Source organism: Curtobacterium sp. VKM Ac-1376 (assembly GCF_015351025.1).
Taxonomy (GTDB): Bacteria; Actinomycetota; Actinomycetes; order Actinomycetales; family Microbacteriaceae; genus Curtobacterium.
This window is the reverse complement of record NZ_JADKRV010000003.1, coordinates 94,625-118,198: the sequence shown is the minus strand read 5'-3', so window position 1 is coordinate 118,198 and position 23,574 is coordinate 94,625. Positions and strand designations below refer to the sequence as shown.

Here is a 23,574-nt window from a genome sequence, read left to right as displayed (position 1 = left end):
CCTCCTCAACGAAGAGAAAGCAATCACATGCGCAAGAAGATCGTCGCCGGCCTCAGCCTGGCGCTCATCGCGGGCCTCGCCCTCAGCGGCTGCTCGTCGCGCGGCTCGTCCGACGACGCCGGCAGCGGCACCACCAGCACCATCAAGAAGGGTGACCTCATCGGCGTCGCCCTGCCGGCCAAGACCTCGCAGAACTGGGTCCTGGCGGGCGCCGCGTTCAAGAAGTCGATCGAGGACGCCGGCTTCAAGGCCGACATCCAGTACGCCAACGCCGGCAACCCGGTCCCGGACCAGCAGTCGCAGATCTCGGGCATGATCACCAAGGGTGCCAAGGCCGTCATCATCGGTGCGGCCGACGGTTCGCAGCTGACCGCCCAGGTCAAGTCGGCCAAGAGCAGTGGCGCCGTCGTCATCGCCTGGGACCGCAACATCCTGAACACGAAGAACGTGGACTACTACGTCGCGTTCAACAACTTCAAGGTCGGCCAGCTCCAGGCCGAGGCGCTGCTCAAGGGCCTCGAGGACAAGAAGGGCGACAAGCCGTACAACGTCGAACTCTTCGCCGGTTCGCCGGACGACGCCAACGCCACCGTGTTCTTCAACGGTGCGATGGACGTCCTGCAGCCGAAGATCGACGACGGCACCATCAAGGTCGTCTCCGGTCAGACCACCTTCCAGAAGGTCGTCACGCAGGGCTGGCTCGCGCAGAAGGCTCAGTCGCGCATGACCGACCTGCTCGCGCAGTACTACACGGGTGACACCGAGCTCGACGGCGTCCTGTCGCCGAACGACACCCTCGCCCGTGCGATCCTCACCGCGACCAAGGCCGCCGGCAAGGACAACCCCGTCGTGACGGGTCAGGACTCGGAGACCGCTTCGATCCCGCTCATCATGCAGGGCACGCAGTACTCGACGATCTACAAGAACACCACGGAAGAGGCCCAGGCGGCCGTCGACCTCGTGTCCACCCTGTCGAAGGGCGACAAGCCCGACACCAAGATGGACAAGACGAACAACTACAACGGTGTGAAGACGGTCCCCGCGATCGAGCTCACCCCGGTCCTCGTCACGAAGGACAACGCGGTCGAGGCCTACAAGGGCAACGACACCCTCGAGGAGCTCGCCAAGAAGGGCTGATCTCCCCAGCACCACGGACGGCCCCGTCTCGCCTCGGCGAGACGGGGCCGTCCTGCGTCGTCCGGAGACCAGCCGCAGGCGGACGGGAGGCACGGCGCACGTCGTGATCCGCGCCTCCCGTCCGCCTGATGGTCCGCTGCCGGAAGGCGCCGTCGTGTTCGGAAGACGCCGCGGAACACGGCGGCGTCTCCGGGAGGTGTCGGCGCCGGGGTGAGACGACGGCATCTCGCGCTCGGCTCGCGGGTCAGGGGTGTGCAGCGCGCAGGCGACGTGCCGCGTCCGCCAGGTGCGGGACGTCCGTCCGCGCCGTGCCGAACACCAGTGCGCGGGTCGTGTCGAAGTACCGGCGGGTGAGCCGCTCGCCCAGGTCCGACACCCGAGCCCACGGGATGCCCGGTTCGCTCGCGGTGACGTCGGCTGGCAGCACGCGCACCGCCTCACCGATCTCGACCAGGCGCATCCGGACGGCGTCGTGCACCAGGTCTCCGGGCAGACGCTCGTCGTCGACGTAGCGCCGGATCGCCGCGCAGGCCCCGATGACGTCGTCGAGCCGGTCCCGGACGTCGCGGCGGGCGACCATCTCGGGGCTCACAGGGGCACCGCTGCCCGGACGACCTCGCGACTCATGCCGGCGGCGTCGACCACGTCGACGCGCACCCCGAGCAGGCGTTCGGCCGCGTCCTGGATCCGCATCAGCGCGAAGATCCCGAGCCCGGCGTCGACGTCGATCATCAGGTCGACGTCACTGTCCGGGCCGTCCTCGCCCCGGGCGACGCTGCCGAAGAGGCGTGGGTTCCGGCCGCCGAACCGCTCGACGATCGCGATGAGTTCCGGTCGTGCAGCACGCACGCGCTCCCGCAGCGGTGCCGGTTCCTCCACCGGCTGCAGGTCGATGGTGGTCGTGAAGCCCGCTGCGCGGAGCATCCGCTGCAGCGCTGCGAGCGAGGGTTCGCGTCGGCCGTTCTCGTAGGTGCTGATGACGCTCTGCGTGACACCGGCCCGGCGGGCGAGCTGCACCTGGGTCAGCGCGGCTCGGTCACGGGCGTCACGGATGAGCGCTGCCGCCGACAGTGGCGGTGCAGGTCGAGGGGGAACTGCGGACATGCTGCAACGATACACAGGATGCGACATTTCGTCCGCTGCAGTTGCCAGGTGGTCACCGCGGCGCGGAGACGTCCGCCCGGTGGAAGTTGAGCGCGGAACGCGAGGCGGTCGGCCCGCGCTGCCCCTGGTAGCGCGATTGGTACTCGGCCGACCCGTACGGTTTCTCGGCCGGGCTCGACAGCTGGAAGAAGCAGAGCTGCCCGATCTTCATCCCCGGCCACAGCTTGATCGGCAGAGTGGCGACGTTCGACAGCTCGAGCGTCACGTGCCCCGAGAACCCGGGGTCGATGAAGCCCGCGGTCGAGTGCGTCAGCAGTCCGAGGCGGCCGAGCGAGCTCTTGCCCTCGAGCCGAGCGGCGATGTCGTCGGGCAGCGTCACGACTTCGAACGTGGACCCGAGGACGAACTCCCCCGGGTGCAGCACGAACGCCTCGTCCGGGTCGGTCTCGACCAGCCGGGTCAGGTCGGGCTGGTCGACCGCCGGGTCGATGTGCGGGTACTTGTGGTTGTCGAACAGCCGGAAGAACTTGTCGAGGCGGACGTCGATGCTCGACGGCTGGACGAGGGATGCGTCGTGCGGGTCGAGGCCGATCCGGCCTTCGGCGAGCTGGGCGGTGATGTCGCGGTCGGAGAGCAGCACGCACGAAGCCTAGCGGCAGCGAGACGGCTCCGACCTGCCGCCGGGTTCGTCGGCGTCGGCTGCGAGGGCATCTGGGAACGGCGGATCTGACGGCGCATCCGAGGGGCCGGTTGCCAGCCGACGCGCCTACCATTGGACGGTCATGACCGTCACGTCACCCGAAACCCAGCCCACCGGGTCAGCGCCGGACGCCGCCCCCGCCACCGGCCGTTCGTCCACCGTCGCGACGGTCCTCGTCATCGCGATCCCGCTCGCCGTCGCGTGCTCGATCCTCGGGATGACGATCACCGGCGCCTTCAGCGCGGGCCAGCAGCTGGTCTCCGCCGGCGAGGTCGTCGAGTACGGCCTGCCGATCGCCCGCGTGGTGCACGACACGACGGCGGCGCTCACCATCGGGCTGCTCATCGTCGCAGCGTTCGCACTGCCCGCGCAGAAGAAGGACCACGGCGCGCTGTCCAGCGTGCAGCACCGCGCCACCCGCTGGGCTGCCGCGACCGGTGCCGTCTGGTTCCTCGCCGCCGCGGTGAGCGTCGTGCTGACCGGCGCGAACACGCTCGGCGTGCCGCTGACCAGCCCGGTGTTCGCGCGCAACTTCATGCTGTTCGCGTTCCAGGTCGAGATCGGGCAGGCTCTCGTCGTCTCCGCGGCAGCGGTCCTCGTCGCGACCGTGGTCGCCGCGTTCGCGACCCGGGTCACGACGCTGGCCTTCGCCACCGTGATCGGGCTGTTCGCCCTGCTCCCTCTGGCGCTGTCCGGGCACGCCGCCGGGTCGCTCGAGCACGCCAACGCCGTCAACTCGCTCGCGATCCACCTGGTCGGGGTCTGCGTGTGGGCGGGTGGACTCGTCGCCGTGGTCCTGCTCCGCACCCGGACCAGGGGCGCGACGGGCCGGGTCGTCGCCCGGTACTCGACGCTCGCCGGCTGGTCGTTCGGCGCCGTGGCGTTCTCCGGCATCGTGAACGCGTCGCTCCGCCTGACCGGGCCGCTCGACCTCGTCACGACGACCTACGGCTGGCTCATCACCGTCAAGGCGCTCATCCTCGTCCTGCTCGGCGTCGCCGGCGTCGTGCAGCGCCGGAAGCTCGTACCGGGGCTCCTCCGTGCACCGCTCGACCGCCGGCTCTTCACCCGGTTCGCGCTGGCCGAGATCGTGTTCATGGCCGTCGCCATCGGGGTCTCGGTCGCCGTGTCCCGTTCGCAGCCGCCGATCCCGCAGACCCCGGAGACCGGCGAGGACACCCGCTCCGGCCTGATCGGGTTCCCGTTCCCGCCGGCCCAGACCACACAGACGTACCTGACCCAGTGGCACATCGACTGGGTCTGGCTCGGCCTCGCCGTGGTGGGAGCCGTCTGGTACCTGCTGGCCGTGCGCAAGCTCCGGAAGCGCGGTGATGCGTGGCCCGTCGGTCGCACCATCGCCTGGCTGCTCGGGTGCGCGCTGTTCATCTGGACGACGTCTGCCGGCCCCGCCGTCTACGGGATGATCCACTTCTCGTCGCACATGCTCCAGCACATGCTGCTGATGATGTTCGTCCCGCTGCCGCTCGTGCTCGGCGGCCCGGTGCTGCTCGCGCTCCGCACCCTGCCGGTGCGGAACGACGGCTCCCGCGGTGCCCGCGAGTGGCTCATGCTGTTCGTGCACTCCCGCTGGATGCAGTTCCTCGGCAAGCCCGCGGTCGCCGGGATCATCTTCGCCGGGTCGCTCGTGGTGTTCTACTTCACGCCCGCCTACCAGGCGGCGATGCAGTCGCACGAGTGGCACGTCGCGATGGTCGTCCACTTCGTGCTGAGCGGATACCTGTTCTTCTGGGTGTTCGTCGGGGTCGACCCGGGGCCGAAGCGTCCGCCGTACCCGATGCTCATCATCACGCTGCTGGCGACCCTGGCCTTCCACGCCTTCTTCGGCGTCGCGGTCATGACCTCGCAGTCGGTGTTCGCGATCGACTGGTTCCACGCCCTCGGGCAGACGAACGACGCCGCGCTCCTCGACGACCAGCACACCGGGGGCGGCATCGCCTGGGGTGCGTCGGAGCTGCCGATGGTGTTCGTGGCGCTGCTCGTGGTCCGGAACTGGATGCGCTCGGACAAGCGCGACGCGAAGCGCCTGGACCGCAAGGCCGAACGCGACGGTGATGCCGACCTGAAGGCCTACAACGAGCGTCTGGCCGCCATGAGCAAGCGGGACTGAGCCCGCCGGCGCTCAATCGCCGTGGACGATGCAGACCGCGTCGAGGTCCAGCGCGGCCTCGAGCGCGGCCGAGATCCCCGACTCCCCGTCGGGCCCGGCCGGGGTGACCGTGTCGACCCACCAGAGCGGGGTCGCGAGCGTCGGAGCATCCGGCAGGATGCGCTCGACCTCGTCGAAGGAGTCCACCCGGCGGACGCCGAGCACCGTGATCACGGGATGGGTGGCGTCGCGACAGACCTGCATCATCGGCCCGTCGTCCAGGGCACGGACCCACCAGGCATCATCGTGCAGCAGGAGCGCCTCGGCGACCTCCCGGGTCTCCACCGGCTGCCGGCAGAGGATGGTGACGTCACGCGGCACCGTGACCGCCCACCACCCGGTCGTCGCGGACGTGTCCGTCGAGCGTGCCCTCGTCGTGGGCCGGGTCGAGCGGCGCGCCACCGACCAATTGCAGGAAGCGGTCCTCGTCGATGCGGTCGAGGAACGACTCGAGCGCTTCCCAGCCGTCCTCGAAGCGGACGATCATCCCGCCGCCCTCGGTGGCCGAGTCGCCAGAGCCAGAGCCAGATTCGCCGGAGCCGGAGCCGGAGCCGGAGCCGGAGCCGGAGCCAGGCAACGCCCCGGCGCCGAACGTCGCCGTCGTCGTGCGCGGCGGCGGCCAGACACCGTCACGGTCCAGGAAGCCCGCGGCCTCGGGTCCGATGACCACGGCGAGCGGCGACGGTTCGCCGTGTGCGACGGCGCGCACCAGGTGGTCGGCGTCGCCGCGTCGCTGCATCACGACGCCGAAGACCGGGACGACCTCGTCGGCGACCCGCTGCACCGCGTCGAACATCCGGTTCGCCAGGTCGGGGTCAGTGTTCTCCTCGGGCACGGTGAGCACCGCGGACATCGTCTCCACGACGACGCCGTCGACCAGGTGCGCGGTCATCGTGGCGGAGAAGCCCTCGCCGACGGCGTAAGACGTCGAGATCCCGGGGGCCTCGTGCTTCGCGTACTGCGTCACGACCCAGCGGTCCCACGGCACGGTGAGCGGTTCGGCGGTGCCCCAGCGCGTCGGGCAGGTGCCCACCGTGTCGCACAGGGCCTCGATGGCGGAGCCCATGTCGACCGCGCGGCCCGGGTGGTGCCGGAGGGTCAGGTCGATGCTGATCTGCCGAACCGAGTCGGCGGAGACGGGGTGTTCCGGTGACGGCGTCCCCACGAGCTCGGGGCCACGGTGCACGAAGTCCTCGATGCCCGAGGCCGCGACGCCGGTCCGACCGTCCCGCAGTGTGCCGTCGAAGTCGGCCACGGCCCACGCGGCACCGTACGCGCCGAGTGCGTGGCGGAGTGCGGGGGTGACCGCGGACCCACGTCCGGTGCGGAGCACGACCATGCGTCCGGCGTCCGCCGACCGGCGGAGCAGCGAGGCGAGCGCGTCGGTCAGCCACACGACGGGCGAGGCCGACTCGACCACGATGGCGGGGCCGACCACGTCGTCGATGAGGGGATGCCTGACCATCCGGGTCCTCCTCGGTTCGGGGCTGGAACTCCCTGGACGGTACACACGGGCACGACACCTGTCCGTCAGGCTCGCACCCTCACAGCGGAGACTCGGGAGGCGCGACACACGCCCGACATCAGGCGTACGGTGCGCGGTCGGCTGGCTTCCAGGCGAGAATCCGCTAGGCTTGCTGCGTCCCGCCGAGCGGGGCGCGCGAGTGTAGTTCAATGGTAGAACTCCAGCTTCCCAAGCTGGTAGCGCGGGTTCGATTCCCGTCACTCGCTCCGTCGGACGTACGCTCGCCGCATGTCCTCCACCCCCGGGTCCCCCACGGTCGTCATCGGCGCCGGGGTCGTCGGTGCCGCGACCGCGTACGCCCTGACGGGCCGCGGCGAGCGCGTCGTGCTCCTCGAGCAGCACGGCCGCGGGCACCACTTCGGTTCGTCGCACGGAGCCACCAGGATCTTCCGGCAGGGCTACGCCGATGCGGAGTACGTCGCCCTGACCACCCGCGCGCTCCGGCTGTGGGAAGCGCTCGAGGCGGCTGCGGGCGAGGAGATCATCGTCCGCACGGGGGCGGTCGACCACGGTCGGCCCGAGGTCGTCGACGCGATCGCCGCCGCCCTCGCCGACGCGGACATCCCGCACGAGTCCCTGGCCCCGGAGCAGGCGGCCGAACGGTGGCCGGGCATCGCCTTCGAGGGACACGTCCTCGCGCACGCCACCGCCGGACGCATCTGCTCCGAGCGCGCGATCGAGGTCTTCCTGACGCTGGCTGAGCGGACCGGGCTCGCCGACCTGCGGTTCGACACCCGGGTCACCGCGCTCGAGGACCGGGGCGACACCGTCGTCGTCTCCGCCACCGGGCCCGACGGCACGGTGTCGACGGAGGCGACCCGGTCCGTGGTGGCGGCCGCGGGGTCGTGGGTCCCCACGCTGGTGGGTGCGCTGCTCACCGGACGTGGGGTGGGCCTCCCGGCCATCCGTGTCACGCAGGAGCAGCCCGCGCACTTCCCGAGCCGCCTGCCGGACGAGGCGTGGCCGAGCTTCGTGCACTGGGCCGACGGCGACGACGTGTACGGGCTGCTGACCCCCGGTGAGGGTGTGAAGGTGGGGTTCCACGGCACCGGCCCCGTCGTCGACCCGGACCACCGGGACTTCTCGCCCGTGCCGGCTGAGGCCGAGCGGCTGCAGGCGTACGTCGCGCGGTACGTGCCGGGCGTGGACGCGACGAAGCCGACGTTCATCAGCTGCCTGTACGACAACTCCCCGGACGAGGACTTCGTCGTCGACCGGGTGGGGCCGCTCACCGTGGCGACGGGGTTCTCCGGGCACGGCTTCAAGTTCGCGCCGTTGCTCGGCGAGATGCTCGCCGACCTGGCGACGGGCGGGGCGCCGCACCCGCGCTTCACCCTGCCGGAGACGGTGCCCGCACCGGCCCCCTGACGCTGTGGTGCTCGGAAGACGCCGTCGTGTTCGGAAGACGCCGCTCGGTCGGCGGCACGCCGCCGAATCCGGAGGCGTCTCGTGAACAGGGCGGCGCTTCGCGCACACACCGGCGTACCGCGGGCCTCAGAACGCGACCGGTCGGCCGCTACGGTGGTTCCGTGCGCATCATCGTGGCTCCGGACTCGTTCAAGGGCACCGCGACCGCGGCGTCCGTCGCCCAGGCGATCGGCAACGGCTGGCTGACCGAGCGACCGGGCGACGACGTCGTACTCGTGCCGATGGCCGATGGCGGCGAGGGCACGCTCGACGCCTTCGAGACGGCGGTTCCCGGCGCCGTTCGCGTTCCCGTCACCGTGACCGGGCCGGCCGGCACCCCCGTCGACACGTCCTGGCTCCGACTGCCCGACGGCCGTGCGGTCGTGGAGCTCGCCGCGACGAGCGGCCTGCCCCTGCTCGACGATCTGCTGCCCGACACCGCGACGAGCCGCGGGTTCGGCGAGGCCATCGCCGTCGCGCTCGACGCCGGGGCCACGGGGCTCGTGCTCGGCATCGGCGGGAGCGCCTCGACCGACGGCGGGCGACCCGTGCTCGAGGCGCTCGGCCTCGACAGCGAGGGCGCCGGTACCGGACTCCGTGCACTCCCGCCACTCGGCGTCACCGTGCTCACCGACGTCACCTCGCCGTTGCTCGGCCCGACCGGCGCCGCCGCGGTGTTCGGGCTGCAGAAGGGCATCACCCCCGACCGCGTCCCGTCCTTCGACGACCAGCTGGCCGCCTGGGCCGCACGCTTCCCGTCCGTCGACCCGGCCACCCCGGGCGCAGGCGCTGCGGGTGGTGTCGGGTTCGGTCTCCTGGTGTGGGGTGCCACGCTCGCCGGTGGGGCCGACGCCGTCGCCGAGGTGCTCGGGCTCCCCGCGCTGCTCGACGCCGCCGACGTCGTGATGTCCGGCGAGGGTCGGTACGACGGGCAGAGCGCCGTCGGCAAGGTGCCCTCGGTCGTCCGTGCCCTGACAGCAGCGCACGCGCCCGCTGCTCGGTCGATGCTCGTCGCGGGCGCGATCGAGGCGTCGCTCGCCGAGTACGCGGCGGCCGCGTCACTCACCGTGCTGGCGACGCAGACCACCGGCGAACCCGACGACGCCCTGGCCGACCCGCTGCGCTTCGCGGCGATCGCCGGCCAGCGGCTCGCCCGCCTCGTCTGACCGCGGCGGAGCCGGCAGACCCGGCAGGATCGGCAGACCCGGCAGGATCGGCAGGATCGGCAGGATCGGCAGGATCGGGAGGATCCGGCGGATCCGGCGACGAGCCCGTACCCACGCCGCTGCGGAGACTCGCCCGTCCGACCGCGCAAGGGTGTCCTCGTTGTACCTCCCACCCACTTGCGGCCCCGCGCAGACTGGTTGCGGGCCGCAACCGGCCCGCAACGCACCACCCCCACGAGGAGATCATTGCGCACCGTCAACGCGTACGCGGCACCGTCAGCGACCGAGCCGCTCGTCAAGACCACCATCACCCGTCGTGACGTCGGCCCGAACGACGTCGAGATCGACATCGCCTACGCCGGCATCTGCCACTCGGACATCCACACCGTCCGCGGCGAGTGGGGCCCCATCCAGTACCCGCAGGTCGTCGGCCACGAGATCGTCGGCCACGTCTCCGCCGTCGGCGAGAACGTCACCGAGCACCAGGTCGGCGACCGCGTCGGCGTCGGCTGCATGGTGAACTCGTGCGGCGAGTGCGAGAACTGCGTCGCCGGCCAGGAGCAGTACTGCCTGAAGGGCAACATCGGCACGTACGCGAGCGTCGACTCGGCCGACGGCTCGATCACGCAGGGCGGCTACTCGCAGGCCGTCGTCGTGAACGAGGACTTCGTCCTCCGCGTCCCCGAGTCACTCGACATCGAGAAGGTCGCACCGCTGCTCTGCGCCGGCATCACCACCTACTCGCCGCTGCACCACTGGAACGCCGGCCCCGGCACGAAGGTCGCGGTCGTCGGCATGGGCGGGCTCGGCCACATGGCCGTCAAGATCGCTGTCGCGCTCGGCGCCGAGGTCACCGTCCTGTCGCAGACCACCTCGAAGCAGGAGGACTCGCTCCGCTACGGCGCGACCGCCCACTACGCGACGAAGGATCCGGAGACGTTCGAGAAGCTCGCGAACTCCTTCGAGCTCATCATCAACACCGTCTCGGCGAAGATCCCGATGGGCGACTACCTCGGCCTGCTCAAGGTCGACGGCACGCTCGTCAACGTGGGCGCGCCGTCCGAGCCGCTCGAGGTGCCGGCCTTCGCCCTGATCCCCCGTCGGCTCAGCTGGGCCGGTTCGGCCATCGGCGGCATCCGCGAGACCCAGGAGATGCTGGACTTCTGCGCCGAGCACGGGATCCTGCCGGAGACCGAGCTCATCAGCGCCGACCAGATCAACGAGGCCTACGAGCGCGTGCTGTCGTCGGACGTCCGCTACCGCTTCGTGATCGACGCGGCCACGCTGGCGTAGTCGTCACCACCTGCACGACAGGGAGGCCCGTTGCCAGCTGGTACCGGGCCTCCTGTCCGTTCGTCGTGTCGGCGCCGGAGCGTCAGCCGACCTCGTCTCCGGACGGCAGTGCCCCGCACCAGTCGACGGAACCGGCGTCGATGCTCGCCTCGAGCGCACCGGAGGACGCATCGACGATGCTCACCAGCTCGCCGGTCGCCGACTTCGTCGCGACCGCGACGAACTGGCTGTTCGGGGACGGGCAGACCGCCGTGACGCTCGCGTCGTCGGGGATGGTCACGGCGAGCCGGGAGGCCCGCACACCGTCCACACGCACGATCCGTGCCGAGATGGTCCCGTCCGACCGCACGTCCCCCAGCACGCGCAGGTACGTGTCGTCCGTCAGCTGGGCGATGCGCCCGAGGACGGCCGCATCGGTACTCGCGGCGGGCGCCTGCAGCGACGACTTCGACCCGTCGGTCAGGTCCAGGCGCACGATGCCGGTGCCGGTCTCGACGACGGCCGTGGTGCCGGTGCCGACGAATCCGTGCAGGTAGGTGGCGCTGCCGAGCCGGACCGGGTCGGCGCCACCGCTCATGTCGACGAGCACCAGGTCGTCGCTGCCGGTCCGGACCAGGGCGCTCTCGGTCCGCGGCACGTAGGCCCACTGTGCGACGGTCATCGGGACGGCGCCCGTCGTCGGCTTGCCGTTCGCCGCGATCGCGGTGGGCATGTGCGTGCCGGTCATGTCGACCACGTACAGGCCGGTGTTCCGGGACTGCCCGGTCGAGGTGTCGGCGTACTCGAACCCGAACGAGGCACCGTCGTCGGCGACGTGGAGTGCCGTGACGCGGCCCTCGGACGTCGGCAGGGTGAGGTGCTCGACGGGGCCGCCGCCGTCCTGCACCCCGCCGCTGAGCGGCACGATGTCGACCGAGGAACTGGCGTCCGTGCCGCTCACGACCACCAGGGAACGGCCGAGCCGGGCGTACTCCGAGATCGCGGTGCCCTGGTACACGGTCGTCGCACCGCCGGCGTCGAGGGAGCGGCGGACGATACGGTCCTCCGCTCCGGTCTCCCCGGGGACCAGCGCGAGCACGTCGGTGCTGCCGGTGCGGATGGCCGCCGTCAGGTCCGACGTGGCGCGCTGCCCGGGCGCCCGGACGTTCGCGACGGTGACCGTGTAGTCACGGTCGTAGGCCAGGGGTCCGGCGAACTCGACCGCGATCGTGTTGCCGCTCGAGGTCACGGTGTGCGCCGCAGCCGGGCTGACGCGGACGTCGTCGGCCGAGACCTCCTGCAGGGCCTGGTTGGCCGTGAGGATGACGCGCTGCGCCGGCCGGGACACCAGACCGCTGGCGTCGTACGACACGTCGCGCAGGCGTGGGCCCTGCTGCGAGCCGACGACCGCGGCGAGCGCGGCGACCACGGCGAGGACGAGCACGACGGCCACGTACCGGCGGTGGAACCGGTGCGCGACCGGGCGGCGCGCACGCTCAGTACTCATACGGGTCCTTCGGCTGCGCGATCTCGGTGACCTTCGCGGCCTTGATGACGATGCGGGCGTCGGCGGACTGGTCCGGGTTGGCGGCGAGGGCTCCGCGGACGGTCACCCACTGCCCTTCCTCGGGCGCGCTGCCGGCACCGTCGTCGTCCGTCACGACGCCGAGGCCGACCGGCTGGGCGTCCACGGCGCAGCAGCTGATGACGAACCGGGTGAGCGTGAAGGACCCGTTGGTGCCCGGCACCACGAAGCCGGACAGTTCGACCTGCTTGCCGACGAGCGCCGTGGTGTCGGTGGTCTGCCGGATCAGGGCGGCCCAGTCCTTGACGCCGTACTCCGAGGTGTCGACGCCCTCGCTGCCGAGCAGGGAGACCGCCGCCTCGGATCCGGTCGCGTTCGACAGGGTCGCCGAGTCGACGCTCCGCTGCTGCGCGGTGCGGGCGGACAGCGTCGTCGGGGGCAGGACGAGCATCGCCACGGTGACCCCGATCGTGACGATCGCAGCTGCTCCGCCCAGGGTGAGGCGGACGGCGCGACCACGGCCTCCCGTCCGCTGTTGCTGGTGCAGATCGAGTTCGTCCTCGTCGTCGCCGTGGGTGTGCCCGTGCCCGTGCCCGCGAGCGATGACCACCAGGCCAGCGATCGACGCGGGCACCCCGACGGCGGCGAGCACGACCGTGAACACCGAGTACCGCGGGTTGATGTACAGGTCGAGGTGCCCGACCAGTGCGAGCCACAGGGTGCAGAGCGCCACGGCGAGCACGGACCCGAGTCCCAGGTACGCGCTCGCGTTGCTGCGTGCATCAGACGAGGACATTCATCACCAACCCGACGGCTCCGGCGAACAGGACGCAGACGACGGACAGCAGCACCAGGAACCGGACCCGGAACGTCGTGCGCAGCAGGGCGATCATCTTGACGTCGATGATCGGCCCGATGATCAGGAAGGCCGTGATCGACCCGGGCAGGAACGTCGACGCGAACGACAGCGCGAAGAAGGCGTCGACGTTCGAGCAGAGCGACACCGTCATCGCCAGCAGCATCATCGCCGCGACGGACAGCACCGGGTTCGAGCCGATGGCCACCAGGGTCGAGCGCGGCACGGCGACCTGGATCGCGGCGGCCAGCCCGGCGCCGACGAACAGCGCGGGCATCATCGTGGCCGTCTCGCCGCCGAACTGTGCGGCGCTCTGCCGCCAGCGGTGCAGGCCACGGGGTGCTCCGACGGCCGCGCGGCACCGGGCCTCGAACGCGGGGAGCAGCAGGTCGGCCGGACGGCGGTGCGCGGCGACGATCCACCCGACGAGGTTCGCGATCACGAACCCGCCGACGATGCGTACCGGCAGGATCCACCCGGACCAGCCGAAGGCCTGCGCGGTGCTGATGATGACGAGCGGGTTGAGGATCGGGGCGGCGACGAGGAACGTGACGGCCTCGGCCGGGGTGAAGCCGCGCATCATCAGGCCGCGGGCGAGCGGGACGTTGCCGCACTCGCACACCGGGAACAGCATGCCGATCAGGGAGATCACGGCGCGGCGGCCGAAGGCGTTCTGCGGCAGGACCCGCTCGAGCGCACCGACGGGGACCCAGACCTCGACGACGATCGACAGCACGATGCCGAGCACCACGAAGGGCAGGGACTCGACGACGACGCTGATCGCCAGCGTCAGGAAGTCCTGCACCACGTTCGGCAGGCCCGCGGTCCCGATGCTCGGGGACAGCAGCCGGAGGCCCAGCAGGACGACGACGGCGAGCAGCACCAGGCCGGGACCGGTCAGGCTCCGGGTGCGCTGCGGCGGCCGCGTGGTCGTCGTCACCCGGACAGGATAGGCGACGTGTGCCGGTCGGGGCTGCGCGCGCCCTCGCACGGTGCGAGGGCGCGGCCGATGGATCGTTCGGTGTGAGGTTCCGTACTCGGTGCGGGGTCGTGAGCCTCGCACCGAGTACGGAACCTCGCACGACCCGCGCGCGCCCTCGCACGGTGCGAGGGGGCCGCGCGCTCAGCCCGCGGTGACGCCGTCCAGGTGTCGGTCGAGCACGTCGATCGCCCAGTCGCCGGACTCCCCCGGAGCCAGCCGGACGACCTGCATCGCGAGCCCGTCCAGGAGCGCGTGCAGGCGGCAGGCCTCGTACTCCCGGTCGTCCGCGGGCACCCCGAGCAACCGGAGGATCTCCTCGCACCACGTCCGCATCGCCGCGACGACCCGGTCGAGCGTCGGCCGGAGCTCGACGTCGGTGAGCGCGGCGTTGCCGAGTGCCAGGTAGACCTCGAGCTCGATGACCCGCTCCTCGTCGAGGGGCAGCAACTCGAGCACGATGCGGCGTGCGCGTCGGGCCGGCGTGAGGTCGACCGGGATGGCGTCGATGCGCTCCCGCGTCCGGTGGAACACGAGCGTGATGGTGTGCTCGCGGACGCTCGCCTGCGTCGGGAACGTGTACCGCACGGTGCTCGGCGGCAGTCCGGCCTCGGCAGCGACGTGCCGCACGCTCAGCGCACCGAGACCGTCGCGGGCGAGGACCCGGCACGCCGCCTCGGACACCGTCCGGCGCCGTTCGTCGACGTCCATGCTCCTGGCCATGTCGCCATACTCGCACAGTCGTACGAAGTCGTGCTACCGTCGAGGTCGTTGTCGCACAGTCGTACGACTACACGCCCCCGAACCGGAAGGACCCCGTCATGGCATGGCTCGTCCTCGTGCTGAGCGGCGTGCTCGAGGCCGTCTGGGCGACGGCCCTCAGCGCGTCGAACGGCTTCAAGAAGGTCGTCCCGACGATCGTGTTCGTCGCGGGGATGGCGCTGAGCATGGTGGGACTCGCGATCGCGATGAAGACGATCCCCGTCGGCACGGCCTACGCGGTGTGGGTCGGCATCGGCGCATCCCTGACGGTGGTCGTCGCGATCCTCCGCCGCCAGGAGCGTGCGTCCGCCGCCCGCCTCGGCCTGGTCTTCGGCCTGGTCGCCTGCGTCGTCGGCCTCAAGGTGGTGAGCTGACGTGGCGTGGATCGTCCTGTTCGTCAGTGCTGCCCTCGAGACCGTGTGGGCGACCGCGCTGGGCGAGAGCGACGGCTTCACCGAGCTCCGCCCGACGCTCGTGTTCGGCGTCACGATCGTGATCAGCCTCGTCGCGTTCGGCTACGTCCTCAAGCACATCCCGATCAGCACGGCCTACGCGGTGTGGACCGGTACCGGCGCCGCCCTCACGGTGCTCTGGGGCATGGCCACCGGTGCGGAACCGGTCACCGTGCTGCGCCTGCTCTTCATCGCCGGCATCGTCGGTTGCGTCGTCGGCCTCAAGCTCGTGCCGGCCCGCCCCGTCGCGGCCGTCCCCGCCGACCCCTTCGCGAAAGCGACAGCATCCCGCGGATGATCCGCGGACATCTGTCGCTTTCGCGGGGCTGACGGCAGGGCACTCCGCAAGACTGTCGCTTTGGCGACCCGACGCACGTGAACCTGCGCCGAGACGGACGGGAGGCACGGTGCCAGCTGGCACCGTCCCTCCCGGCACGGGCGATCCGGGTCGCGCCCACGGCGCATGGTGAGCAGCAACGGTCGGGTCGCCGCACGGGACCCGGCCGTTGCTGCTCACGAAGCGACCGCAGCGCGCGTCAGACCGACGCGCCCGTCCACTCGTCCTCGGCGGCGACGTGGTCGCTGCCGACCGTGCCGGCGGCCAGGGCCGCGGCGGCGCGCTCCGCGTGCGACGGCGGGCCCGACGGCACGTCGGCCGGGCGACCCTCGTCGTTCAGCTTCCGCAGCTCCGGCACGATGTCCGTCGCCAGGATGTCGATCTGCTCGAGCACCGTCTTGAGCGGCAGGCCCGCGTGGTCGATGAGGAACAGCTGGCGCTGGTAGTGCCCGACGTGGTCCTTCATCGCGGCGTACCGGTCGATGACCTGCTGCGGCGACCCGACGGTGAGCGGGGTCTGGGCGGTGAAGTCCTCCATCGAGGGGCCGTGGCCGTAGACCGGGGCGTTGTCGAAGTACGGACGGAACTCGTTGATCGCGTCCTGCGAGTTCTTCCGCGCGAAGAACTGCCCACCGAGTCCGACGATCGCCTGGTCAGCGCGACCGTGCCCGTAGTGCTCGAAGCGCTGGCGGTACAGGCCCACCATCTGCTCGGTGTGCTGGATCGGCCAGAAGATGTTGTTGTGGAAGAAGCCGTCGCCGTAGTAGGCGGCCTGCTCGGCGATCTCGGGCGTGCGGATCGAGCCGTGCCAGACGAACGGCGGCACCCCGTCGAGCGGGCGCGGGGTCGAGGTGAAGCCCTGCAACGGCGTACGGAACTTGCCCTGCCAGTTGACGACGTCGTTCTCCCACAGCTGGCGGACGAGCGCGTAGTTCTCGATCGCCAGGTTGACGCCCTGGCGGATGTCCTGCCCGAACCACGGGTAGACGGGGCCGGTGTTGCCGCGACCCATCATCAGGTCCATGCGGCCGTCGGAGACGACCTGGAGCATCGCGTACTCCTCGGCGATGCGCACGGGGTCGTTCGTGGTGATCAGCGTCGTCGACGTCGAGAGCGTGATGTCCTTCGTCTTCGCCGCCAGGTAAGCGAGCAACGTCGTCGGCGACGAGGCGACGAACGGCGGGTTGTGGTGCTCGCCGGTCGCGAAGACGTCGAGCCCGGCCTGGTCGGCGTGCTCGGCGATCGTCAGGATGTCGCGGACGCGCTGGGTATCGTCCGGGGTGGTGCCGGTCGTGGGATCGGTCGTGACGTCACTGACCGTGAAGATGCCGAACTGCATGATGCGCCGCCTTCCGCGATATCGATGCGTTTGCATCGACTTGCTCGGTACAACGTAGCGCACGTCGTGGCATTCCCACCACCTGCCTGGAGGCGCGGCTCGACCCCCGCGATCACCCGGCGGCAGGCAGCGTGGCCGGGTCGGTGCGGGCCGCGTGGTGCATCCCGTCGAGGAACCACACCACGGTGACGACCGCGAGGACGCTCGCACTCGACGCCATCCGCCCTGCCACCAGGATCGCTTCGCGGTCGTGCGCGCCGTCTCCCGTGAGGCCGAGGACGAGTGCCACGACGCCGACCACCACCGCCACCCCGGTCGCCACCAGGAGCAGGACGCTCACCACCCGGCGCGGGGCACGCCTGCCGTCCCGGTCGCCCCGGAGCCCACGGTCCACCCGCGGTCCGGCGGCGCGGACCACACCGAGCCAGAACACCGCGATCGCGCACGCGCCGATGATGTCGCTCACCCGGTGCCAGCCGTAGACCACGGTCTGGTTCGCCACGAACACCGCGTACACGGCGCCGAGGATCGTGACGAGCGGACGGTACCGGCGGGGCGTGACCATCAGGACGGCGAACAGCGCCGCCAGCGCGATCGTCGCGTGCCCCGACGGGAACGAGTTCGGCGTCGTCGACTGAGCGATCTCAGGGCGCACGGCGATACGCTTGACGAGCGTCGAGGTTGCCGCCGACGCGAACACCACGACAGCCGCTCCGAGCCCCACCGAGAGCCGTCGTCTGGCGAACGCCACGGCAACGATCACGACGACGAGCAACAGGATCACCGGCACCGAGATGACGTTGAGCGCAGTGTCCGAGCTGAACAGGTCGGACTCCCGGACTCCGCCGAGCGCGGCGTCCTCCGCTCGCTGCCCGAGCGGTGTGAGCACCGCGACCCCGTAGACGAGAGGCACGATCACGAACCCCAGAGCCGCCACCGCAGCCCACCGCAAGCGCCGCGAGACCCACGGTCCACGCGACTCGGATGCTCTGCGCTCGGGTGTGAAGGTCACCGGGCTGGTCCTCCTGGGAGTGGTCGTCATCGGGCTCGTCGCACGGCTGGCGGCGGCTCTGCGATTCGGTCGGTCGGGGTCCGACACGATACCGTTGGATCACCGGCCGGAGGCTGGGAACCGCACTCCGATCGCTCGAGCGCTCCGCGCCGGATCGATCGGCTCGGCGGGCACCGCTGGACCGACGAACAACGCCGGACCGACGCACACCGCGTCGGCAGTGTACGAGGAGGAAACCGACGTGGCCATCAAGGAACCGGGCATCACCGCTTCACCGAACCGGGGACTCGCGCTCACGGCCGGCAGCGTCCTCGCACTCTGGGGCGTCCTGGGCTTCTTCTTCGCCGCCGACGGCGACCCGGGCTTCTTCAACCGCCAGGGCGGCATGCTCTGGAACGCGTTCGGCGTCAACCCGGCTCTCTGCCTGATCTGGGTGCTGCTCGCCGTGGTGCTCCTCATCACCGGTCTCGGCAACACGATCGGCTCGCGCAACGGCAACCTGCTCGTGGGCGCCCTGCTCGTCGTCTTCGCGGTGTACGGCTTCGTGTTCGTGAACACCTCGGCCAACATCTTCGCGCTGAACACCACGGACAACGTGTTCCACGCGATCGTCGGTGTGCTCCTGCTGCTCACCGGACTCGGTGCCGACAAGGAGAACCTCCGCGCGCTGCGTGCGGCGCGCGCCTGACGCCGCCCGCTCCGCTCGACCCTGACGCCCGTCTGCCGCTCCGGCAGGCGGGCGTCGTCGTGTGTGCGCGTCGTCGCGTGCAGACGTCGGGGTGTGCGGGCGCGCTGCCCGAGGTAACAGGACACGCCGCACGCCCGACGCTGAGGTCGCAGGAACTGTCGGCCGATGGGCGTCGCAACGGCAGTTCGCGCGACTGCGGGGGGCGGGCGGGGGGGCAGGGCGGGGGGGGCGGCGAGTCGACGGCCGCAGCCGTCAGTCGGCGTCGGGCTCGGGCTCGGGCTCGGGCTTCGGCTTCGGGGACTCGAGCTCGGTCGCGACGATGCGCGGAGCCTCGGACATGAAACGCCGGACGTCCAGGTCGACGATGATGTCCTGCGGTCGGAGCGGGCGGGTGAGGAACAACCCCTCGAGCGAGGTCAGCCGCGACAGCGCGACGTAGGTCTGCCCGGCGCTGAACACGCGATTGCCGAGGTCCACCACGGCCCGGTCGTACGTGCTGCCCTGCGACTTGTGGATGGTCACGGCCCAGGCGAGCCGGAGCGGGAACTGCTGGAACTCTCCGACGGTGTCCTTCTTGAGTTCCTTCTTGTCGGCGTCGTACGAGTACTTGAACTTCTCCCACACGGACGGCTGGACCTCGAACGACTCCCCGTCGACGTCCACCCACACGGTGTCCCGGATGGCCGTCACGACACCGAGCGTGCCGTTCACCCAGCGCTGGTCGGCGTCGTTGCGCAGGAACATCACGTGGGCGCCGGGCTTCAGTTCGAGTGCTTCGTCGGCCGGGAAGTTCCGCCCGCCGAAGTCGCCGTGCACATCGGCCTTCGCGGTCTTCACCTTGCCGGGCAGCCGCTCGAGCGCCGCCTTGTTGATCCGCGCGACGGTGTCGTTCCGGGTCGCCAGGGTGATGGCGTCGTCCGGAGCCGGCCGCGCTCCAGCGGTGTTCAGTTGCCCTGCGATCTCAGCGGTCACCCGTCCGTGACGGACAGCGGTGAGCATGGCGGCGAAGGCGTCGTCCCGCTGGCGGTGGACGGTGGCGAGCTCGATGATGTTGAGCTCGGCCTCGAGCCACACCTTGGCGTCGAAGAACCACATCGATCGGTAGTGATCGGTGAAGTAGGCGCGCTCGTCCGCGTCGCCCGGCACCGGGGGGAGCTGGTACGGGTCGCCGAACATCACGACCTGCACGCCGCCGAACGCCTCGAACTGCCGCCCGCGAGCCTTGCGGAGCGACCGGTCCATGCCGTCCAGCAGGTCGGCGTTGACCATCGAGACCTCGTCGATGACCAGGGTGTCGATGGTGTTGAGGAGCTTGCGGGTGTCGGGACCCTGGCGCAGCTCGGCGTCGGCGATGAGGCCGATCGGCAGCCGGAACAGCGAGTGGATCGTCTGCCCGCCGACGTTCAGCGCGGCGACGCCGGTCGGGGCGCAGATGACGACCTGCTTCTCGGTGTTCCACGCCAGGTGGTTCAGCAGCGTCGACTTGCCGGTGCCGGCCCGCCCGGTGATGAAGACGTGGTCGCGGGTGTGCTCGATGTACTCGAAGACAGCGCGCTGCTCGTCGCTCAGCTCGATGCTCATCGGGCGTCCACCGCGGGCGACGGTCCACGGTCGTCGCTGCCGTCGTCGAAGTCCACGTCGTCGTCAGCACGCCCGGAACGGTCGGCACGACCGGCGAGGACAGCGCCACCGGCGTCCGCAACACCGATGCCGGCCCCGCGGTCGGACTCCACGCTGTCGGAAGCGGCCCCGTCGTACCGCAGCCGAACGAGCACGACGCCAGCCACTGCCACCAGGAGCAGCACGCCCGCGGCCACCAGTACCAGGCCCGCACGCGATTGGTCGACGACCGGGTCAGGCCCCCACGTCCGCCCCATCGCCCCGAACCACGAGGCCTGCAGCAACCCGAGCGGCCCGCGCATGGCGACCCCGAGTGACACCGCGCCGGCGGCGATCACGACGGCCCCGGCGATGCGGACGAGCGCCGCGGCCGTCGTCGGACGGCGCTGTCCCGCAGCGATCGGTGTGAACAGGGTCGGCATCGCCAGCAGCCCGACCAGCAGGAACACGACGTCGCTGACGGTGCGACCGGTCGGGTCGCTCACCGACCACCGCACGGCATCGGTGGCGTAGAACGTCCACCAGATCGCTGCTGCGAGCAGGAACGCCGGGAACGGTTGCACCAGGTACCGGACGCTCGGGTGGTCGACGACGATGTCGGTCCACTCCCGCACCCCCGTGCTGTCGTCGTCACGGGGGTGCACGGCGGCGCGGACGAGTGCCACGGGTGCGGCGGCCCAGACCAGGGCGGGCACGACCAGACCGAGCAGCACGTGGGCGCCGACGTTCGCCGAGATCAGGAACCGGTCGTACTGGTGCAGTGAGCCGGAGGTCGCGACGACCAGCGACACGATCGCGATCGCGGCAGCCACCGACCGCCGAACCGGCCAGTGCTCGCCACGACGGCGCAGACGGAGGACCCCGGCGGCGTAGGTCGCGGCGAGGAGCACGGCGGCCATCACCCAGAACAGGTCGACGTTCCACTGCGTCAGCCAACCCCAGGCTCCGGGAGCGTGCGGCAGCAGGTCGTCGGTGAGCAGTTCGGCCGGGCTCGGATCGGTGGTCTTGCTCAGAGCGAGCTGGTCGACCGGGGTCGCCGTCCGTCCCAGCGCCGCTGCGAACCCGGACGCCACGCCCATGACGGCGAGCTCGACCACGATCAGTGCCCAGAACGGACGCTGCCGCCCGGGCGAGGTCGTCAGGGCGCGGATGGCCCGACGACGCTGCACCGCACCGAGGACGCCCATGGCGACGATCGCGCCGATCTTGACCAGGACGAGCGCGCCGTACGGGGTGAACAGGTTCGACAGTGCCCCGATGCGGATCTGCGCCGACGCCACGCCCGACACGGCCACGAGCACGAAGCAGCCGAGCGCGATGCTCGAGTAGCGGGCGACGACGGCTGCCAACCGGTCGACGGGGAGCACCCCGCGCAGCAGTACGAGCATGACGAGCCCGCCGACCCAGAGCGCGGCGCCGACCAGGTGCAGACCGAGCGCGGTCACGGCGGCGTCGTGGCTGGCGGTGCCGGCGGCGTGGCCCTGCTGCGCGAGCGGGATCAGACCGATCATCGACACCCCTGCGGTCAGGGCGACCATGCCCCGCGACCGGACGGCGAAGCAGAGCACCGTGACGGCTGCGGCGACGAGGACGGTCACGAGCCAGGCGAGCCCCAGCTCGGTGCCGGTCAGGAAGACCCCCATCGACTGCCCGAACTGCTCGTCGATGCTGATGCGCGACCCGGCGACGCTGAGGAACGTGCAGAACGTGGCGACGGCGGACGAGACCGTCCAGACGCCACTGGCCCCGGCGGCGACGTCGATCGCGCGGTTCCACTCGGGGCCGGAGCGGGAGAGCCCGACGGTCGCCAGGGCGAGACCGCCGATGGTGGCCGCGGCGGACAGGTCGACGACGAGTCGGGCGATCGGCAGGCCGAAACGGACGACGGGACCCGGGTCGGCGATGAGCGCAGGGTTCGCCCCGCCACCGATGACGAGCGCCGTCAGCAGGGCCAGGAACCCGACGAGCAGGAGCACGGCGGGACCGGCGATGCGCGCGATCCGATTCACCCGTCAAGCCTAGGCGCTGCCCACCCGGGCATCGACCGGGCGGGCCGATCTGTGGAAACCGGCACGGGCCTCCCGGGAACGACGAAAGGGACGGCCGAAGCCGTCCCTCTCGGTGCGTGGAACGGTCTTACTTGACCGCAGCCTTGAGCTTCGAGCCGGCGCTGACCTTGACCGAGTCGCTCGCGGCGATCTCGATGGCGTCACCCGTCTGCGGGTTGCGGCCGGTGCGGGCGGCGCGGTGCGTCTTCTCGAAGGCGATCCAACCGGGGATCGTGACCTTCGTGCCGTCCGCGACGGACGACGAGACGACGCTGAAGAGCGCGTCGACGACGCCGTTGACGGTGGCCTGGCTCTGGCCGGACTCAGCGGCGACGGCAGCGACGAGCTCGGTGCGGTTCAGTGACTTGTCAGCCATGGATGTCCTCCTCGGACTTCTTGCAGTATCGGTCGGACGCACGTGTCGTCCGGCGCCCGGAGCGGGTGCCCCGTGCCACGGTGCCAGTGGGCCGAGGGCCCGGCGGAACCGGAGTTGAACCTACCAGCCGCAGGGAGCGAAACCTGCCGACTCGCCCGGATTTCCGGGCTTGTCGGGGTACCGGAGGGGCGCCAGAGGGGTACTGGAGGGACAGATGTGACGAATGAAGCGTCTATGTACCCCGAACACAGCGAACGCCCCGCCACCGAGAGGTGACGGGGCGTCGGGTACTGCGAGTGCTTACCAGGAGCTCTTCGTGATGCCGGGGAGCTCGCCGCGGTGGGCCATGTCGCGGAAGCGGACACGGCTGATGCCGAACTCACCGAGGTGGCCACGGGGGCGACCGTCGATGGCGTCGCGGTTGCGGTACCGGATGGGCGATGCGTCGCGGGGCAGCTTCTGCAGGCCCACGCGGGCGGCCTCACGCGACTCGTCGGTGCCGTTCGGGTCCACGAGGGCCTTCTTCAGCTCGAGGCGACGCTCGGCGTAGCGCGCGATGATGACGGCACGCTGGTTGTTCTTCGCGATCTTGCTCTTCTTCGCCATGCTTAGCGCTCCTCACGGAAGTCGACGTGCTTGCGGACCACCGGGTCGTACTTCTTCAGCACGAGTCGGTCGGGGTTGTTCCGACGGTTCTTCTTGGTCACGTAGGTGAACCCGGTGCCCGCCGTCGAGCGGAGCTTGATGATCGGACGGATGTCCTGACCCTTTTTCGCCATCAGATCTTCTCCCCACGGGCGAGGACGTCCTTGACGACGGACTCGATGCCACGTGCGTCGATCACCTTGATGCCCTTCGCGCTGAGCGTGAGCGTGACGTTACGACGAAGCGAGGGCACGTAGTACGTCTTCTTCTGCACGTTCGGGTCGAAGCGGCGCTTCGTCCGGCGGTGCGAGTGCGAGATGTTGTGACCGAAGCCGGGAACGGCGCCGGTCACCTGGCACACTGCTGCCATGGTTTCCTCCTGAGGTACCGTGCGACCGGACGGCCGCACCCAAGTTCACTTGCCTGGTGCGCACGCGCGCGTCCACCGGAGTGACCG

The 23,574-nt window shown here is 70.9% G+C and carries 25 protein-coding genes and 1 tRNA gene; 9 read left to right on the top strand and 17 right to left on the bottom strand.

The genetic code is table 11. The features are described 5' to 3' along the window. Positions 1-27: 27 nt before the first annotated feature. Positions 28-1,137, top strand: coding sequence for a substrate-binding domain-containing protein (locus tag ITJ56_RS05430; protein WP_194628459.1), 1,110 nt, complete (start codon positions 28-30; stop codon positions 1,135-1,137). A 244-nt stretch (positions 1,138-1,381) separates the two neighbouring features. Here the strand turns inward: ITJ56_RS05430 and ITJ56_RS05425 are convergent, their stop codons facing one another. The 3 genes from ITJ56_RS05425 to dcd are packed head-to-tail and all read right to left on the bottom strand — an operon-like array spanning position 1,382 to position 2,881. Continuing rightward, the gene (locus ITJ56_RS05425; RefSeq protein ID WP_194628457.1) at positions 1,382-1,729 is read right to left on the bottom strand and encodes a DUF86 domain-containing protein; all 348 of its coding nucleotides are present in this window, start codon (positions 1,727-1,729) and stop codon (positions 1,382-1,384) included. Continuing rightward, positions 1,726-2,241, bottom strand: coding sequence for a helix-turn-helix domain-containing protein (locus tag ITJ56_RS05420; protein WP_194628455.1), 516 nt, complete (start codon positions 2,239-2,241; stop codon positions 1,726-1,728). Before ITJ56_RS05420 ends, ITJ56_RS05425 begins: the two co-directional genes overlap by 4 nt. A 52-nt stretch (positions 2,242-2,293) precedes the next feature. Continuing rightward, the gene (gene dcd / locus ITJ56_RS05415; protein ID WP_194628453.1) at positions 2,294-2,881 is read right to left on the bottom strand and encodes a dCTP deaminase; all 588 of its coding nucleotides are present in this window, start codon (positions 2,879-2,881) and stop codon (positions 2,294-2,296) included. 142 nt (positions 2,882-3,023) lie between these two features. On the opposite strand from dcd, the gene ITJ56_RS05410 reads away from it, so the two are divergent. Further along, positions 3,024-5,069, top strand: coding sequence for a cytochrome c oxidase assembly protein (locus ITJ56_RS05410; RefSeq protein WP_194628451.1), 2,046 nt, complete (start codon positions 3,024-3,026; stop codon positions 5,067-5,069). 12 nt (positions 5,070-5,081) lie between these two features. Here ITJ56_RS05410 and ITJ56_RS05405 read toward each other — a convergent pair whose 3' ends face one another. Then, positions 5,082-5,429 carry a hypothetical protein gene (locus tag ITJ56_RS05405; RefSeq protein ID WP_194628449.1) on the bottom strand — a complete coding sequence of 116 codons (348 nt, stop codon included), beginning with the start codon at positions 5,427-5,429 and terminating at the stop codon, positions 5,082-5,084. After that, positions 5,419-6,573 (bottom strand): DUF6177 family protein, encoded by a 1,155-nt coding sequence (locus ITJ56_RS05400; RefSeq protein ID WP_194628447.1) that lies wholly within the window; start codon positions 6,571-6,573, stop codon positions 5,419-5,421. The genes ITJ56_RS05405 and ITJ56_RS05400 overlap by 11 nt, the downstream gene beginning before the upstream one ends. Positions 6,574-6,768: 195 nt before the next feature. Here ITJ56_RS05400 and ITJ56_RS05395 point away from each other — a divergent pair. From ITJ56_RS05395 to ITJ56_RS05380, 4 genes are all read left to right on the top strand, one after another. Further along, positions 6,769-6,839, top strand: a tRNA-Gly gene (locus ITJ56_RS05395). Positions 6,840-6,861: 22 nt separating this feature from the next. Then, positions 6,862-8,001: an FAD-dependent oxidoreductase gene (locus ITJ56_RS05390; RefSeq protein WP_194628445.1), complete on the top strand. Its 1,140-nt coding sequence runs from the start codon at positions 6,862-6,864 to the stop codon at positions 7,999-8,001. 161 nt (positions 8,002-8,162) lie between these two features. Continuing rightward, the gene (locus tag ITJ56_RS05385; protein WP_194628443.1) at positions 8,163-9,206 is read left to right on the top strand and encodes a glycerate kinase; all 1,044 of its coding nucleotides are present in this window, start codon (positions 8,163-8,165) and stop codon (positions 9,204-9,206) included. A gap of 246 nt (positions 9,207-9,452) precedes the next feature. Next, a complete protein-coding gene (locus tag ITJ56_RS05380) occupies positions 9,453-10,499 on the top strand; it encodes an NAD(P)-dependent alcohol dehydrogenase (RefSeq protein WP_194628441.1) in 1,047 nt (348 codons plus the stop codon). An 82-nt stretch (positions 10,500-10,581) separates the two neighbouring features. On the opposite strand, the gene ITJ56_RS05375 is transcribed toward ITJ56_RS05380, so the two are convergent. The 4 genes from ITJ56_RS05375 to ITJ56_RS05360 form a co-directional block, all read right to left on the bottom strand. Further along, positions 10,582-11,985 carry a hypothetical protein gene (locus ITJ56_RS05375; RefSeq protein ID WP_194628434.1) on the bottom strand — a complete coding sequence of 468 codons (1,404 nt, stop codon included), beginning with the start codon at positions 11,983-11,985 and terminating at the stop codon, positions 10,582-10,584. Next, positions 11,975-12,799: a TIGR03943 family putative permease subunit gene (locus ITJ56_RS05370; RefSeq protein WP_194628432.1), complete on the bottom strand. Its 825-nt coding sequence runs from the start codon at positions 12,797-12,799 to the stop codon at positions 11,975-11,977. The genes ITJ56_RS05375 and ITJ56_RS05370 overlap by 11 nt, the downstream gene beginning before the upstream one ends. After that, positions 12,786-13,799, bottom strand: a complete 1,014-nt coding sequence (locus ITJ56_RS05365; protein WP_194628430.1) for a permease — start codon at positions 13,797-13,799, stop codon at positions 12,786-12,788. Before ITJ56_RS05365 ends, ITJ56_RS05370 begins: the two co-directional genes overlap by 14 nt. Positions 13,800-13,982: 183 nt before the next feature. Continuing rightward, on the bottom strand, positions 13,983-14,561 hold the full coding sequence (locus ITJ56_RS05360; protein ID WP_228517224.1) for a TetR/AcrR family transcriptional regulator: 579 nt from the start codon (positions 14,559-14,561) through the stop codon (positions 13,983-13,985). 98 nt (positions 14,562-14,659) lie between these two features. Between ITJ56_RS05360 and ITJ56_RS05355 the strand changes: the two genes are divergently transcribed. After that, entirely contained in the window at positions 14,660-14,974 is a 315-nt protein-coding gene (locus tag ITJ56_RS05355) for a DMT family transporter (RefSeq protein ID WP_194628428.1), read from the top strand. Between the two features lies 1 nt (position 14,975). Next, positions 14,976-15,350, top strand: a complete 375-nt coding sequence (locus tag ITJ56_RS05350; RefSeq protein WP_194628420.1) for a DMT family transporter — start codon at positions 14,976-14,978, stop codon at positions 15,348-15,350. 238 nt (positions 15,351-15,588) lie between these two features. On the opposite strand, the gene ITJ56_RS05345 is transcribed toward ITJ56_RS05350, so the two are convergent. Further along, positions 15,589-16,728, bottom strand: a complete 1,140-nt coding sequence (locus ITJ56_RS05345; protein WP_194628418.1) for a CE1758 family FMN-dependent luciferase-like monooxygenase — start codon at positions 16,726-16,728, stop codon at positions 15,589-15,591. A gap of 112 nt (positions 16,729-16,840) precedes the next feature. Further along, positions 16,841-17,641 carry a phosphatase PAP2 family protein gene (locus ITJ56_RS05340; protein ID WP_194628416.1) on the bottom strand — a complete coding sequence of 267 codons (801 nt, stop codon included), beginning with the start codon at positions 17,639-17,641 and terminating at the stop codon, positions 16,841-16,843. A 340-nt stretch (positions 17,642-17,981) separates the two neighbouring features. Here ITJ56_RS05340 and ITJ56_RS05335 point away from each other — a divergent pair, with 340 nt between their 5' ends. Beyond that, on the top strand, positions 17,982-18,428 hold the full coding sequence (locus ITJ56_RS05335) for a DUF4383 domain-containing protein (RefSeq protein WP_194628414.1): 447 nt from the start codon (positions 17,982-17,984) through the stop codon (positions 18,426-18,428). Between the two features lie 252 nt (positions 18,429-18,680). Here ITJ56_RS05335 and ITJ56_RS05330 read toward each other — a convergent pair whose 3' ends face one another. From ITJ56_RS05330 to rpmB, 6 genes are all read right to left on the bottom strand, one after another. Beyond that, complete coding sequence (locus tag ITJ56_RS05330; protein ID WP_194628413.1) at positions 18,681-20,009, bottom strand: ATP-dependent DNA helicase; 1,329 nt, start codon at positions 20,007-20,009, stop codon at positions 18,681-18,683. Then, complete coding sequence (locus ITJ56_RS05325; protein WP_194628412.1) at positions 20,006-22,057, bottom strand: cytochrome c oxidase assembly protein; 2,052 nt, start codon at positions 22,055-22,057, stop codon at positions 20,006-20,008. Before ITJ56_RS05325 ends, ITJ56_RS05330 begins: the two co-directional genes overlap by 4 nt. Positions 22,058-22,184: 127 nt before the next feature. Further along, the gene (locus tag ITJ56_RS05320) at positions 22,185-22,472 is read right to left on the bottom strand and encodes an HU family DNA-binding protein (RefSeq protein ID WP_017886454.1); all 288 of its coding nucleotides are present in this window, start codon (positions 22,470-22,472) and stop codon (positions 22,185-22,187) included. Positions 22,473-22,772: 300 nt separating this feature from the next. After that, the gene (gene rpsN / locus ITJ56_RS05315) at positions 22,773-23,078 is read right to left on the bottom strand and encodes a 30S ribosomal protein S14 (RefSeq protein ID WP_017886455.1); all 306 of its coding nucleotides are present in this window, start codon (positions 23,076-23,078) and stop codon (positions 22,773-22,775) included. Positions 23,079-23,080: 2 nt separating this feature from the next. Further along, entirely contained in the window at positions 23,081-23,251 is a 171-nt protein-coding gene (rpmG, locus tag ITJ56_RS05310) for a 50S ribosomal protein L33 (RefSeq protein ID WP_022903746.1), read from the bottom strand. After that, the gene (gene rpmB / locus ITJ56_RS05305; RefSeq protein WP_194628411.1) at positions 23,251-23,487 is read right to left on the bottom strand and encodes a 50S ribosomal protein L28; all 237 of its coding nucleotides are present in this window, start codon (positions 23,485-23,487) and stop codon (positions 23,251-23,253) included. Before rpmB ends, rpmG begins: the two co-directional genes overlap by 1 nt. Between the last annotated feature and the right edge of the window lie 87 nt (positions 23,488-23,574).